The sequence below is a fragment of the Aminobacter ciceronei genome (assembly GCF_014138625.1).
GTDB classification, from domain to species: Bacteria; Pseudomonadota; Alphaproteobacteria; order Rhizobiales; family Rhizobiaceae; genus Aminobacter; species Aminobacter ciceronei.
On sequence record NZ_JACJHY010000002.1, the window covers coordinates 144,588 to 158,957 of the forward strand.

General features: G+C 62.7%; 10 protein-coding genes. 9 read left to right on the forward strand and 1 reads right to left on the reverse strand.

The features are described 5' to 3' along the window. The first annotated feature begins 22 nt into the window (after positions 1-22). The 8 genes from HNQ95_RS02780 to HNQ95_RS02815 all read left to right on the forward strand — a co-directional run bounded on the left by HNQ95_RS02780 (position 23) and on the right by HNQ95_RS02815 (position 9,598). Entirely contained in the window at positions 23-2,518 is a 2,496-nt protein-coding gene (locus HNQ95_RS02780; RefSeq protein WP_067960867.1) for a mechanosensitive ion channel family protein, read from the forward strand. Between the two features lie 135 nt (positions 2,519-2,653). Then, positions 2,654-2,920 (forward strand): hypothetical protein, encoded by a 267-nt coding sequence (locus HNQ95_RS02785; RefSeq protein WP_067960870.1) that lies wholly within the window; start codon positions 2,654-2,656, stop codon positions 2,918-2,920. 217 nt (positions 2,921-3,137) lie between these two features. Next, the gene (locus HNQ95_RS02790) at positions 3,138-4,574 is read left to right on the forward strand and encodes a UbiA family prenyltransferase (RefSeq protein ID WP_182573461.1); all 1,437 of its coding nucleotides are present in this window, start codon (positions 3,138-3,140) and stop codon (positions 4,572-4,574) included. A 2-nt stretch (positions 4,575-4,576) separates the two neighbouring features. Beyond that, positions 4,577-5,929: an FAD-binding oxidoreductase gene (locus tag HNQ95_RS02795; RefSeq protein ID WP_157097208.1), complete on the forward strand. Its 1,353-nt coding sequence runs from the start codon at positions 4,577-4,579 to the stop codon at positions 5,927-5,929. 99 nt (positions 5,930-6,028) lie between these two features. Then, a complete protein-coding gene (locus HNQ95_RS02800) occupies positions 6,029-6,463 on the forward strand; it encodes an EamA family transporter (RefSeq protein WP_067960874.1) in 435 nt (144 codons plus the stop codon). Next, complete coding sequence (locus HNQ95_RS02805) at positions 6,460-7,467, forward strand: NAD-dependent epimerase/dehydratase family protein (protein ID WP_067960875.1); 1,008 nt, start codon at positions 6,460-6,462, stop codon at positions 7,465-7,467. The genes HNQ95_RS02800 and HNQ95_RS02805 overlap by 4 nt, the downstream gene beginning before the upstream one ends. 71 nt (positions 7,468-7,538) lie before the next feature. After that, positions 7,539-8,951 carry an aspartate aminotransferase family protein gene (locus HNQ95_RS02810; RefSeq protein ID WP_246340564.1) on the forward strand — a complete coding sequence of 471 codons (1,413 nt, stop codon included), beginning with the start codon at positions 7,539-7,541 and terminating at the stop codon, positions 8,949-8,951. A 161-nt stretch (positions 8,952-9,112) separates the two neighbouring features. After that, a complete protein-coding gene (locus HNQ95_RS02815) occupies positions 9,113-9,598 on the forward strand; it encodes a cupin domain-containing protein (RefSeq protein ID WP_067960878.1) in 486 nt (161 codons plus the stop codon). A 23-nt stretch (positions 9,599-9,621) separates the two neighbouring features. Here the strand turns inward: HNQ95_RS02815 and HNQ95_RS02820 are convergent, their stop codons facing one another. Next, positions 9,622-11,370 (reverse strand): glycosyltransferase family protein, encoded by a 1,749-nt coding sequence (locus tag HNQ95_RS02820; RefSeq protein WP_154383912.1) that lies wholly within the window; start codon positions 11,368-11,370, stop codon positions 9,622-9,624. A 293-nt stretch (positions 11,371-11,663) separates the two neighbouring features. On the opposite strand from HNQ95_RS02820, the gene HNQ95_RS02825 reads away from it, so the two are divergent. Continuing rightward, entirely contained in the window at positions 11,664-14,225 is a 2,562-nt protein-coding gene (locus HNQ95_RS02825) for a GcvT family protein (RefSeq protein ID WP_067960886.1), read from the forward strand. The last annotated feature ends 145 nt before the right edge of the window (positions 14,226-14,370 follow it).

Genomic DNA, 14,370 nt, shown 5'->3' on the forward strand with positions numbered 1-14,370 from the left:
GACCACGAGTCGCTGACAAATCATGTTGTTTTCCGCAGTCCGGCGCATAGCTGCCACCCTGTTCATATTCACAGCCGTGCTTGTGGCAAACGCCGCAGCGCAGGATGCCGATCTCGGCAAGGCGCCGGCCGGCGTGGTGTCCGACCAGCAGGAGGTCATCGCCAGCATCACGGCCAGGACCGATGCGCTGCAGAAAAAGATGGAGCAGAGCGCCGAAGACGATGCCGGTCTCGTCGACATCCGCCTGCAGCTCGAACAGCTGTCGCGCGACCTGTTGCAAAGCGGCGTCGCGTTCCGTCCGCGCCTGGCCGAGATCAACGCCCGGCTGGAGCAGCTCGGCAAGCCGCCGGCAGAGGGCCAGCCGCCCGAACCTGCCGTGGTGACCAGTGAGCGCGAGAAACTGAACGCCGAGAAAACCGAAATCAATGCCGTGCTCGGCGTTGCCGAGAACCTGTCGATCCGCATCGACAGGCTGATCAGCCAGATCACCGAGATCCGCCGCAGCCTGTTCCAGAACCTTTTGACCAAACGCTACCAGATCAATTTCGCTCTGGGGTCGGAGGTGGCCGACGCCTTCAAGACGGAGATGAACGACCTTTACCGGACGGTATCGTCCTGGGTTCGTTTCGTTGTCAGCTTCAAGCTCAAGTCGATGCTGGCGGCAACGTTCTTCGCCCTGGGTGCGGCGGCGGTCATCATCATCGGTGGCCGGCGCATGTTCGGACGGATGTTCGAGCCCGACGGCCGGGTAGAAGAGCCGTCTTATCTCAGCAGGCTTTCGGTCGCCTTCTGGTCGACCTTCATGCAGTCGGCGGCGCTCGTCGTCTTTCTTGGCGTCACCTACTATTTGTTCGCCTATTTCGAGGTGCTGCGTGGCGACATCGGCGCCATGCTGTGGTCGCTGTTCTACGTCATCGCCATCGTGTTCTTCGTTTCGCGCCTCGGCATGGCCGTGCTGTCGCCCAAGCTGCCCAAGTGGCGGCTTATCCCGGTCGAAAGCGGTGCTGCGCGCTGGCTGATGCTCCTGATCACCGCGACCGCCCTGTTTACCGGCCTCGATTACTTCCTGAGCTCGGTCTACCAGGTACTCGGCTCGCCGGTTGCGTTGACTGTCGGCGAGGCGCTGACCTCGACTGTGGTGATCGGCGTGCTGGTCATCCTGATCGGCCTGGTCAAGCCGTTCGTCGATGAGGAAGGACGGCCGAAGCCGTGGCCGCGTCTCTTCCGCTACATCGTGCTTACCCTTGGCGGCGTCACCATCGCCGCAGCGCTGCTGGGCTATATCGGGCTTGCGCGTTTCGTGTCGCAGCAGATCGTCATCACCGGCACGATCCTGGCGACCATGTATATCGGCTTTCTGTCGTCGCAGGCGATCAACGAGGAAGACGCCTTCATCAAGACGACGGTCGGCCGGCGCATCAAGCGAATGTTCACCCTCGACGATGCGACGCTCGACCAACTCGGCCTAGTCACCAGCATGGTCATCAATCTGCTCGTGCTGACCGTCGGCGTGCCGCTGATCCTGTTTACGTGGGGGTTCCAGCCCGGCGACATGATCACCTGGCTCTACCGCATCGGCTCGGGTTTCCAGATCGGCAGCTTCACCTTCTCGCCCGCCGGCCTTCTGTCGGGCGTCATGGTGTTTGCCATCGGCTATTTCCTGACACGCTGGTTCCAGGGCTGGCTCGACGGCTCGGTCATGGCGCGCAGCAAGGTCGACGCCGGCGTGCGCAATTCGATCCGTCTCGCCGTCGGCTATGCGGGCGTGGCGATTGCCGGACTGATCGCCGTTTCGGCAGCAGGCATCGATCTTTCCAACCTCGCGCTCGTTGCCGGTGCGCTTTCCCTCGGTATCGGTTTCGGCTTGCAGAATGTGGTATCGAACTTCGTTTCGGGCCTGATCCTGCTCGCCGAGCGACCGTTCAAGGTCGGCGACTGGATCGTTGCCGGTGCGGTGTCGGGCACGGTCAAGAAGATCAGCGTGCGTGCCACCGAGATCGAAACCTTCCAGCGCCAGTCGGTGATCCTGCCCAATTCCGATCTGATCAACAGCGCAGTCGGCAACTGGACCCACCGCAACAAGCTTGGCCGCGTCGAAGTGCCGATCGGAGTTGCCTACGGTTCGGACGCCAAGCGAGTGCACCAGATTTTGTTGGATATTGCGCGTGGCCACCCGCTGGTGCTCAAGAATCCGGAGCCGTTCGTGCTGTTTTCGGCGTTCGCGGATTCGTCGATGAACTTCGAAATCAGGGTATTTCTCGCCGATATCGGCAATAGCGCATTCGTGCAAAACGACCTGCGCTTCGCCATCCTTGAGGCATTCGAGCGCGAGCACATCGACATTCCATTCCCACAGCGCAGCATCCGTGTGGTTGGCGACAAGCAGGCAACCCCGTGGCCTGCCGATGACGAGCAGGCGGAAGCGGAATATGCCGCCATGGAGCAGGAGCGGCTCAAGAAGAGCGGGGAGGAAACCGCCAAGCCAAAGTCCCGTCGCCGCAAGCCGGATCCGAGCTAATGGTGGGCCGATGCCAATTATGGCATGAACAAGGCATTCAGTTGCCGTTCAGCTTCGAACTCATATAAGCTCTCATGCAAACGGCGAAAATGCCTTGCTGAGATGAACAGGGGCGGTGGAAACACCGAGTGCTAAATGAAAAGGTTTCTTGTCGCTGCAGGCGCGCTGGTCCTGGCAATGTCGGGCGCTGCGCATGCTGCAAGCGCGGTAAACCTCGATGCCGAACCGCGGACCCTGATCGTCACGGAAGGTGGTTCCAAGACGGAACTTTCCCTTGCCGCCGGCGAAACGGTCGAGTTCTGCTCGAGCGGCTGCTTCGTGACCTTGCCGAATGGCGACCGCGAAGCGCTGACCGGTGATGAAACAGTAGAGATTTCGGGCGGCGCTGCCCGCATCAAGTAAAGCCTGTCAACACACAGGCTAATGATCGAAAAGGCCGGGCATCAGCCCGGCCTTTTCTGCATTCTGCTAACGTCTGCTTAAGCATGACTGGCGAAATGACTGGTGCTCGTTTAGCATTCGGCCTCGACCTTAACCATCCGGAACCTGGTCGCCCGCTATAGCGGCAAGGGGTCCGGAAGGTTCACGCCGTCCGGCAAGGGGCAGGGCAGGCAGTTTGATGGATGCGCGATCAGACAACAAGATAGTACCACTGGCGGTCGATCTCGACGGCACGCTGATCGCCAGCGATCTTTTGTGGGAAGGACTGTTTGCCCTTCTCAAGAAGAATCCGCTCGCCATCTTCATGGTGCCGTACTGGCTGCTCAAGGGCGGCCCGGCGCGTCTCAAGCAGGCGATTGCCGCGGTGGTCGACATCGACCCGGCGACCTTGCCTTATCGGCCCGAAGTGCTGAAACGCCTGCGCGAAGAGCAGGCCAACGGGCGCCAGATCGTTCTCGCCACCGGCACGCCACGCAAGTTCGCCGAAGCCATCGCACGCCATCTTGGCCTGTTCGACGCGGTGCTTGCCAGCGATGGCGGTGAAAACCTGACCGCTGAACGCAAGCGCAGGGCTCTGGTGGCAGCCTATGGCGATGGCGGCTTCGATTATGCCGGTAACAGCCGTCACGACATCAAAGTGTTCGATGCCGCGCGCGAGGCAATCGTGGTTGCACCCGACCGGGCCGCCGCACGTTGGCAGGCCAGCCATCAGTCCGAACTGATCGAGACGCCGAAGCCCGACCTGCGCACCATCCGCAAGATGCTGCGTGTCCATCAATGGCTCAAGAACGTGCTGATCGCCGTGCCGCTGGTGCTGGCGCACAAATATTTCAATCCCGAGATGCTGGTGCCGGCGATCCTGGCATTCATCTCGTTCAGCGCTGCCGCCTCGGCTATCTACATCGTCAACGACTTCTTCGACCTGGCGCTTGATCGGGCGCACCCGACCAAGCGTGAGCGGCCTTTCGCCAGCGGCAAGCTGTCGATCCCGTTCGGACTGGCGTCCGTGGGCGTCCTTCTGGTCATCAGCCTGGCGACGGCTACCTTCACGACAATCGAGTTTGCCGGCGTTCTGCTGGTCTATCTCGTGGCCACAACCGCCTATTCGCTGTCGGTCAAGCGGATGCTGCTGCTCGACGTGCTGACCCTTGCCGGGCTCTACACCTTGCGCATCCTGGCGGGTGCCGCCGCGACCGGGGTGGACGTGTCGTTCTGGCTGCTCGCCTTCTCGATCTTTTTCTTCCTCTCGCTGGCGCTGGTGAAGCGTTATGTCGAGCTGCGTTCGTCCAGCCTCAGCGTCGGCGAGCGTATCGCCGGGCGCGGCTACCGCATCGAGGACCAGGAGATCGTCGCCCAGGCCGGCATGGCGTCGGCGTTTTCCTCGGCGCTGGTTCTGGCGCTCTACATCGACAGCAGCGCGGTGCGTGAGCTCTACGAGCATCCCTGGCTGGTCTGGCCGCTGGCGCCAATCGTGCTCTATCTCACGATGCGCATCTGGATTCTGGCGCGGCGCGATGAACTGCATGACGATCCGGTCGTCTTCATCATCCGCGACTGGCGCAGCCAGATCGTCGTTTTCGCCGGCGCGGTGCTGCTTGTGGTGGCGGGCCTGTGAGCGTGGGACTGGCCCGCTACCAGAGCTTTGGCCGCGCCAATCCGGGCGCAAGCCAGGCGATCGACATCGCCGAGGCAACGCGGCTTCTGGCCGGCGGGACGGCACGCGCCGGATCGCTGCTCGCCTATGGCAATGGCCGCAGCTATGGCGACAGCTGCCAGAACAGCGCCGGCGCCGTCGTCGATATGCGGCCGCGCCAGCGCGTCGTTTCCTTCAACGCCGAGACCGGCCTGATCGAAGCCGAGGCCGGCGCGCTGCTGGCCGACATCATCGCCTATGCCGCTCCGCACGGGTTTTTCCCGGCGGTCGTGCCGGGGACACAGTTCGTCACGCTCGGCGGCGCCATTGCCAACGACGTGCATGGCAAGAACCACCACCGTCGCGGCAGTTTTGGCTGCCATGTCGAACGCCTGACATTGCTGCGCTCGGACGGACGCAGCTATGCCTGCTCGGCCGGCGAGAACGCCCGGCTGTTCTGGGCGACAATCGGCGGCATGGGGTTGACCGGCATCATCGTGTCCGCCGCGATCCGCCTGATGCGGGTACCCTCGCTCGATATCGCCGAGACGGTGAAGCCGTTCGGCAGCCTGGGCGAATATTTTGATCTCGCCGAAGCCGCCGACCGCGACAACGAATATGCCGTTGCCTGGATTGACCAGCTGGCCGGCGGCAAGCATGCCGGCCGCGGATTGCTGCTTGCAGGCAACCACGCCGCCTATGGCGCGCGGACGGCCGAATGCGGCACGGCAAGACTGTCGGTGCCGTTCCGGCCGCCCTTGACCTTGCTCAACCGGCCCTTCCTGAAGCTGTTCAATGCCGCCTATGGCTGGCGGCGCGGCCGCCTCAGGGAAAGCCAGGCGAGCTACCAGAAGTTCTTCTTTCCGCTCGACGGCGTTGCCGACTGGAACCGGCTCTACGGTCCGAGCGGGCTTTACCAGCACCAGAGCGTCGTGCCTGAAGCTATGGCGCGCGAAACAATTCCGGCATTGCTGGCGGCGGCGCGACGCTCCGGGCAGGGCTCGTTCTTGACCGTGCTCAAACGTTTTGGCAGCCAGCGTTCGCCGGCTTTGCTGTCCTTCGCGCGTCCGGGCTACACGCTGACGCTCGATTTTCCGAACCATGGCCGGCGCACGCTGGAGCTGCTCGCCGAACTCGACCGGATCACCGTCGGCGCGGGTGGCGCGGTCAATCCCTACAAGGACGCGCGCATGTCGGCTGAGACATTCGCGGCTTCGTTCCCGGACTGGCAGCGGCTCGAGGCAATGCGCGATCCGGCATTCATGTCCGACTTCTGGGCCCGGACCGCCGGCCGGCTGGGCGGGCGCAATGGCGAGACCGCGCAGGCGGCCGAGTAGGCGCTTGTTAGAGAAGTGCGGAAAAAGTTCAAATTGCCAGGAAAGCTTCACAGAATATCAGGGGCTTTCCGATAGGTTGTGCGAAGGACGGACAAAGCAATGAAATATATCCTCTTCATCCTTTTCACAGTGATGACCAATGCCGCGGCCCAGCTGATGCTGAAACAGGGCATGATGTCTCTTGGTCCGCTTTCTTTCGAAGGCAGCAATCCGCTGATCAAGATACTGCAGATCGTCTTCAGCCCATGGGTTTTCGCCGGACTGCTGACTTTCGTCATCTCGATGGCATCGCACCTCTATGTGCTGTCCAAGGTCGAGCTCAGCTTCGCCTATCCCTTCCTCAGCCTGGCCTATGTGGCGGTGGCGGTGTTTGCCTACTTCGTCTTCCATGAAGACCTGAATGCCTGGCGCATCGCCGGCATCGCCTTCATCTGCGTCGGCACCGTGCTGATCGCCCAAAGCGGCCGCGACCATGGCGAAGTTGTCGCCGCGGCCTCTACCGAACCCACCAAGACAAGCGAGCTTTTGCGATGAGACACATCATTTTCGGAGGCGACGGCTTCGTCGGTCGTCATCTTGCGCCCAAACTGATCGCCGACGGCGAAGAGGTTGTCGTTGCCGACATCGTCAAGAGCGACCTTGCGCATTACCGCAACGCGCGTTTTGTCCATTGCGACGTGACCGATCCCGCCGCGATCGCAGCCGTCGGCATCAAGGCAGACGACATGGTCTACAACCTGTCGGCCAAGATGCTGTCGCCGCTGCAGGTGCGGGCCAAGCGCCACGACTTCTTCTTCCCGGTCAACTATTTCGGTACCGAGAACATCATCAAGGCTATGGACCATGCGGCAGCGCCGAGGCTGGTCCACTACACCACCGACATGATCTACGGTCATACCGTGACCCATCCGATGACCGAAGAGCATCCGGTGGCGCCGCTCGGCGAATATGGCTGGTCGAAGCAGAAGACCGAGGAACTGGCGGCCGAGTGGCGGACGCGCGGCATGAACATCTCGCTGTTCCGCCCGCGCCTGATCATCGGGCCCGGCCGTCTCGGCATTCTGGAGAAGCTGTTCAAGCTGATCGACTGGAACCTGCCGGTGCCGATGATCGGTTCGGGCAGGAACCCATACCAGTTCATCTCGGTGTTCGACTGCGCCGAGGCAGCGCGGCTTGCCTGGAAGGCCGGCGTGCCGAACGAGGCCTACAATCTCGGATCGCTCAATCCGCCGCCGGTGCGCAAGCTGCTCGGCGACCTTGTCAAGCATGCCGGTTCGAAGTCGATCCTGCTGCCGACGCCGGGCTGGGCGGTCAAGCGGACGCTCGACCTGCTCGACCTGATGAACATGCCGATCATGGATCCCGAGCAGTATCTGATCGCCGACGAGGAGTGCGTTCTCGACGTCTCCAAGGGCGAGCGCCAACTCGGCTGGGTGCCGCAGTACCGCGACGAGGACATGCTCATCGCAGCCTACAAGGAATATCGCGCCAAAAAGGACGGCCTCGCTGCGTCCACGCAGCACGCCCCGGCTGAATAGAGGATATGAACATGACGCTTGTCACCAAGCCGGATACGGCCCATTCGCATGCCGTCGCGGTTGCTCCGGCAATGACTTCGGCAAAGCTCGCCAAGCCGAACCTGATGTCGGTCGAGCAGGCCAAGGCGCTCGACGTCGCCAGGATGACCGACCTGTTCAAGGCGCATCTCAACCCCGGCCAGCTGCATTTCATGAAGCTGCTCGGCTTCCACAAGATCAAGATCGAGCGTGCCGAGGGCATGCACTACATCGATCAGAATGGCCGCAAGATCCTCGATTTCTTCGGCGGCTTCGGTTCGCTGGCGCTCGGCCACAACCATCCGCGCGTGCTCGAGGCGCGCAAGAAGTTCCAGGACGAGAAGCGCCACGAAATCGGCATCGCCTTCATGTCGCAATACGCCTCGGCGCTGGCCTACAATCTGGCGCAGATCTCGCCCGGCGATCTCGACATGGTGTTTTTCGGCTCGTCTGGTTCGGAAGCCATGGAAGCAGCTGTCAAGCTCGCCGAGCGTGCTGCGGGGCCGGCACGTCCCAAGATCGTCTATGCCGAGAACTCGTTCCACGGAAAGACCAAGGGCGTGCTCTCGGTCACCGACGGCGCGCTCTATCGCGGCGAGTTCAAGCTCACCGAAAACACCGTGCGGGTGCCGTTCGGCGACATCGATGCCATCGAGAAGGCGTTCCGTTCCGATTCGGCCATCGGCGCCATCGTGCTCGAGACGATCCAGGGTGGTGGCGGCATCAACAAGGCACCGGCCGCGTTCTGGCACAAGCTGCGCGTGCTGTGCGACCAGTATGGGGTGATCTGGGTCGCCGACGAGGTGCAGTGCGGCGTCGGCCGTTCCGGCCGTTTCTATGCCTTCGAGCACTATGACGTGGTGCCCGACATCACCGCGGTTGCCAAGTCGCTGGGTGGCGGCAAGGCAGCGATGGCTGCGATGATCGCCCGCCGCGACGTCTACATGAAGGCCTATGGCACGCCGAAGACGGCGATGATCCATGCCATGGCGACCTTCGGCGGTATCGGCGAGGGCTGCATCACGGCCATCGAGACGCTCAACGTGCTCTATGACGAAGGCCTGATCGAGAATTCGGCCGACACCGGCGCCTATCTCCTGGCGCGGCTGGAGGAACTCCAGGCGAAGTACCCCAAGATCATCAAGGAGGTTCGCGGCCAGGGCCTGATGGTCGGGCTCGAGTTCCACGACTTCTCGCAGACGCTGCCGATGGTGCTGCGCCCGGTGGTCAGCGTGCTCGACGACAAGCTCAAGGGGTCGCTGTCAGGCTTCGTCGGGGCGCTGCTGCTGCGGGACTATGACGTGCTGGTGGCCTTCACCGAGTACAACCGTAATGTCGTGCGCCTGCTGCCGCCGCTGACCTGCAGCCGCGCCGATGTCGACGTGCTGATCGCAGCCCTCGACAGCCTGCTCGGCCGCGGCATCGTTTCGATCGTCAAGGACTTCGTCAAAAGCCAGGTCAAGTAGGGGACATCATCCCCGTCGCCTCCAAAGCCGGGTCTCGACCCGGCTTTTTTTGTTAGCTGGTTGCCGGAGGGCGTTGGCGCTGTCGGCGGGAGGCGGTTGTCCGGCTTCCGCAAGCGCGGCATGTTCGGATGGCGCGGCGGAGCAACAATCGGGAGGAGCGAATGGTCAAGCCGATCATCAATCTGGACGAGGTCGAGTTCGACGACATCGAGGAGAATGGCATCTACACGTCGAAGAGGGCGTCGATAAGCCGTCACATCGGCGCGCAAAACCTCGGCTACAACCTCACCGTCCTGCCGCCGGGCAAGGTTCAATGCCCGTTCCACAACCATCGCGGCGAAGAGGAGATGTTCTTCATCATGGAAGGTGAGGGCGAGCTACGCTTCGGCGACAAGCGCTATCCGATCCGTCAGCACGACGTCATCGCCTGTCCGACCGGGGGAGCTGAAGTGGCCCACCAGATCATCAACACCGGCACGACGACGATGCGGTATCTGGCATTGTCGACGCTGGTCGAGGTCGATGCCTGCGAGTACCCGGACTCGGGCAAGGTGATGGTCGTCTCCGGCAAGCGGGGAGTTCCCGGGCTCCGCAAGATGTTCCGGGCCGAGAATACGACCGACTACTACGACCGCGAGAGCAGGTAAGCCGTTCCGTTTGCGGCTCGACGCTACTTGTCCAGCGCTGCGAAAAACCTGGGATGGACGAAGGCGTCGTAGCAGGAATCGAGCTGGATACGGCGGTGCTGGGTCAGTGCGCTCTTGTACATGTCGTAGAGCGCGGCATTGGCCGTGGTCGGCGGGCAGGTGGGCAGGAGGACGAGGTCGGTGTCCGCCACCGCCGCCTCCTCGGTCGAGCCGGGGTCGGGCACGGCGCGCATCGGGTCGGCGCCGATGGCGATGTGCAGCGGTGCCGAGCGGTCGAGCAGCCAAGGGAAGGGGTTGACGAAGTTCAGCGACATCAGCGTGTTGAAGTGGACGCCCTTGTCGGCTTCCAGCTTGCGGATGGAATCGACCGCCGTGTCGACATTGCTGAGATAGGTGACCTGGAAGTCGAAATCGGAATAGAGCAGCGGCGTCGGCAACTCGCCGGCGTTGGTGAGGTCGGCATAGAGCTGCCGATGCTCCGGGTAGAATTTCAGCATATGGTCGACACGGACGGCGACCTCGCTGCGCATGTTGACCGCCCCGAGCGTACCAAGATTGCGCTGCGCGATGGGCCGGTTCTTGAGCGAGCCGATATAGGCGCGGGCCGCGCGCTCGACGACGAACAACGCTGGCGGCAATATGACGGCCGCAGCCAGTCCCAGGACCGAGAGCAGCACCATAGGCTTGGCAAGCAGCCTGGACGCCTTGAGCAGGATGGCGACGATGAGCGGCGCCAGGAAGATGAACGCTTGGCTGCCGGTGTTCTGCGTCTCGAACAGCACGCCGGCGAACAGGACAGCGAGCAGCCAAAGCCCGTTATGGTCGAGAAGCCCCGAAACCGCTGTCGCAAGCGACGTCTTGCGGTCGGCGGAAAAGCGCTCGGACAGCTTGTGCCGGTCGGACCAGAGCAGGACCAGGGCGAGCGCAGACGTCGCCAGCACGACGCCGAAATTGATCGAGGTGGACTGCAGGAAGCGCGGCAAGAGCGTGCCGCCGTTCATCATCACCAGCTTGAGGATGTCGGTGATGTAGTGGCTGACCAGGCCGCTGGACAGTTCGATGGCGGCAAGGACGGCGGCGAAGATGACCAGCGCCTCCAGCGCGTAGCGAAACTTCACGCGGCCGGCGAAGAACGCATAGGCGGCGATGACGCCGCCGGCGACGAAACCGGTGATCTTGAGGAAGAACAGCGCCGTCATTGTGAGCGAAATCAGCGCAACCAGCAGGTAGCGATTGCGCACGAACATCAGCGCGGCCACCAGCACATACAGCGTCTGGCAGACCTGGCGGTTATAGATGCCGAATGCGTCGGAGCCGGGGAACGGATAGAATTCGCGCGTGTTGAAGGGCAGCAGGGCGAACAGCAGGAACGGCACCAGCAGCGCAAATGCGATTCCGCGCGAACGCTGGCCGACATCCCACAGCACCAGCGCCATCAGCGGTGCGGTGACGGCAAGCAGCGACCAGTGCGCCACGAGCGCCGGCTGGGCGTTGGGAAACAGCGTCACCCAGCCTGCAAACAGGTAGTAGCCGAGCGGGCCGACGGGGGTGAAGAAGTCGTTGATCGGCACCTGGCCGTCGAAAATGCGGTTCGCCGCATCGTAATAGATCAGCACGTCCCAATACATCGGGCCGATCGGCACGGCGACCGGCAATGCCAGCAAGGTGCAAACCAGCAGAAACGCGACAGCCAAAAGAAAAAGCGGGCTTGTCGTCTTGGCCTTGAGGCGTGAACCCAGGGATGCAGCAGGCGGCGTGAAAGTGGTGTTCATCTTCGGCACCTGCGGCAATCTCGATCGACATGGAGTTGTTGTATTCAACTACAGGTAAATGGCGACAAAAGCGTTAAGCGGGCCGATTTCGCCATGCTTGCGGCCGTGGCCGCGGACTGTGGGCCGGGGTGACGAAGGCGCGTCGGCGGCAGGAGCAGAACCGGGCGGCGCGGCGGATCGATGCCGGCAATTTTGCCGAGGTCGCGCGGCCTTGTGGCAATGTCGCAAACAGGCTGCAATCGCGCGGCGGCGCTCTATAGTCTGCGCGCAATATCATCTCGGAGTCGTGGGTAATGGCTGAGTTTCCGAAAACGGCAAAGGTCGTCATCGTCGGGTTGGGCGGCATCGTGGGCGCATCGATTGCCCATCACCTGATCGAGCGCGGCTGGACCGACATCGTCGGCATCGACAAGTCGGGCGTGCCGACCGACATCGGCTCGACGGCGCATGCCTCCGACTTCTGCTACACCACCAGCCACGACTTTCTCTCGGTCTGGACCACGCAATATTCGATCGATTTCTACGAGAAGATGGGCCACTACGCCCGCATTGGCGGCCTCGAGGTGGCGCGCGCCGGCGACGACAGCTGGATGGAGGAGATCAAGCGCAAGCTTTCCTCGGCCAAGGCGTTCGGCACCCGCGCACACTACGTTTCGCCCTCCGAAATCAAGGCGATGTTCCCGCTGATCGAGGAAGATCAGGTGATGGGCGGCATGTTCGATCCCGATGCCGGCCTCGTCATCCCGCGCTCGCAGACGGTCGCAGGCAAGCTTGTCGATGCCGCCGAGAAGTCCGGCAAGCTCCAGGTCTTCGGCAACACGCCGGCGACGTCGCTGATCGTCGAGGGTGGCCGCATCAAGGGCGTCGTCACCCATCGCGGCACAATCATGTCCGACCATGTCGTCGTCTGCGCCGGCATCTGGGGCCGCCTGATCGCCGAAATGGTCGGCGAGGACCTGCCTGTCATGCCGGTCGACCACCCGCTGACCTTCTTCGGCCCCTACAACGAGTTCGAGGGCACCGGCAAGGAAATCGGCTTCCCGCTGCTGCGCGACCAGGGCAACTCGGCCTATATGCGCGACACCGGCGACCCCAAGACCACCGAAGGCGGCCAGATCGAGTGGGGCTACTACGAGCAGACCAATCCGCGCCTCTGTCATCCGCGCGAGCTCCTGGAAAAACATGAGGCTCGCCTGTCGCCGTCGCAGCGCGACCTCGACATGGAGCAGATCATGGAGCCGCTCGAGCGCGCCATGGAGCTGACGCCGATCCTTGGCGAGATCGGCTACAACGAGAGCCACTCCTTCAACGGCCTGCTGCAGGTTTCCGCTGCTGGCGGCGCCTCCTGCGGTGAAAGCCAGAAGGTGCGCGGCCTCTGGTACTGCGTCGCCATCTGGGTCAAGGACGGACCCGGTTACGGCAAGCTGATCGCCGACTGGATGACCGACGGCCGCACCGAGATCGACCACAACTCGATCGACTATGCCCGCTTCTACCCGCACCAGCTGGAAGAGAAGTTCATCGAAGGCCGCACCTTCGAGGCGGCGCAGAAGATCTATTTCCCGGCCGTTCATACTCGCGAGCCCTATGCCACCGGCCGCAACGTCAAGCGCTCGCCCTTCTACGAACGCGAAGTCGAGCTCGGCGGCTACTTCATGGAACTTGGCGGCTGGGAGCGTGCGCATGGCTACAAGGCCAATGAGCACCTGCTGGAGAAGTATGGCGACCGCGTGCCGGTGCGCGAGAACGAGTGGGACTCCAGGCACTTCTGGCGCGTTTCGAATGCCGAGCATCTGGCGATGAGCGAGGATTGCGGCATCGTCAACCTCAGCCATTTCCACATGGTCGATATCGAAGGCCCCGACCATGTCGAGCTCTTGGAATGGCTCTGCGCTGCCAAGATCGGCGGCGACGGCAACATCGGCAAGGGCGTCTACACTCACTTCCTCGACGACGAGGGCATGGTGCGCGCCGACTTCACCGTGTTCCGCATGGCCGACCGCTGCCGGCTGGTGAACGGTGCCGATGCCGGTCCGCGCGACTTCCACTACATGAAGCGCGTCGCCGAGGATCGTGGCCTCGACGTCACCATCACCGACACGTCGGAAAAGTTCATCACCATCGGCATCTGGGGGCCGAATGCCCGCGAGAACCTGAAGAAGGTGGTGGCGAACCCTGCTGGCCTCGACCAGGAAAATTTTGCCTTCGCCGCGATCAAGCAGATCGAGATCGCCGGCAAGAGTGTCACAGCGTTCCGCATCTCCTATGTCGGCGAGCAGGGCTGGGAACTGCACATGAAATACGAGGATGGCCTGGCCGTCTGGGATGCGCTGCGCTCGACCGGCGTCATGGCCTTCGGCGTCGAGACCTATGCCAATTCGCGCCGCATGGAAAAGAGCCTGCGCCTGCAGAACGCCGACCTGCTGACCCAATACAACCTCATCGAGGCCGATCTTGCCCGCCCGAAGGTCAAGGACGTCGATTTCCGCGGCAAGGCCAAGCATCTTGAATATAAGGCGCGCGATCACCAGCCCGCGATGCTGTGCACGCTGGTCATGACCGAAAACACCGACAGGAATGGCGTCAAGCGTTACCCGGTCGGCACGCTGCCGGTCATCGACCCGCAGACGGGCGAAGTGCTGGTCGACGAGCTCGGGCGCCGTTCCTACACGACCTCGATCGCCTTCGGCCCGACCATCGGCAAGAATATCGCGCTGGCCTATCTGCCTCACGCCTATTGCCAGGAAGGCCGCAAGCTCGTTGTCGAGTATTTCGCCGAAACCTATCCGGTCGAGGTTGTCGGCATCGGCTACAAGCCGCTCTATGATCCGGAGAACCTGAAGCCGCGCAGCTGACATGGCAGTTTTGAGCGGTCGGAAACTCCTGTCGACCGCTCGACACGGCTACCCCTGCCTGGCCCAGGTCTGATACGCTCGGCCAAACCAGCCGACCGGGGAGGGGTTTCTGGCGACCGTTCGATCAAAAAGGCGCGTTGATGCG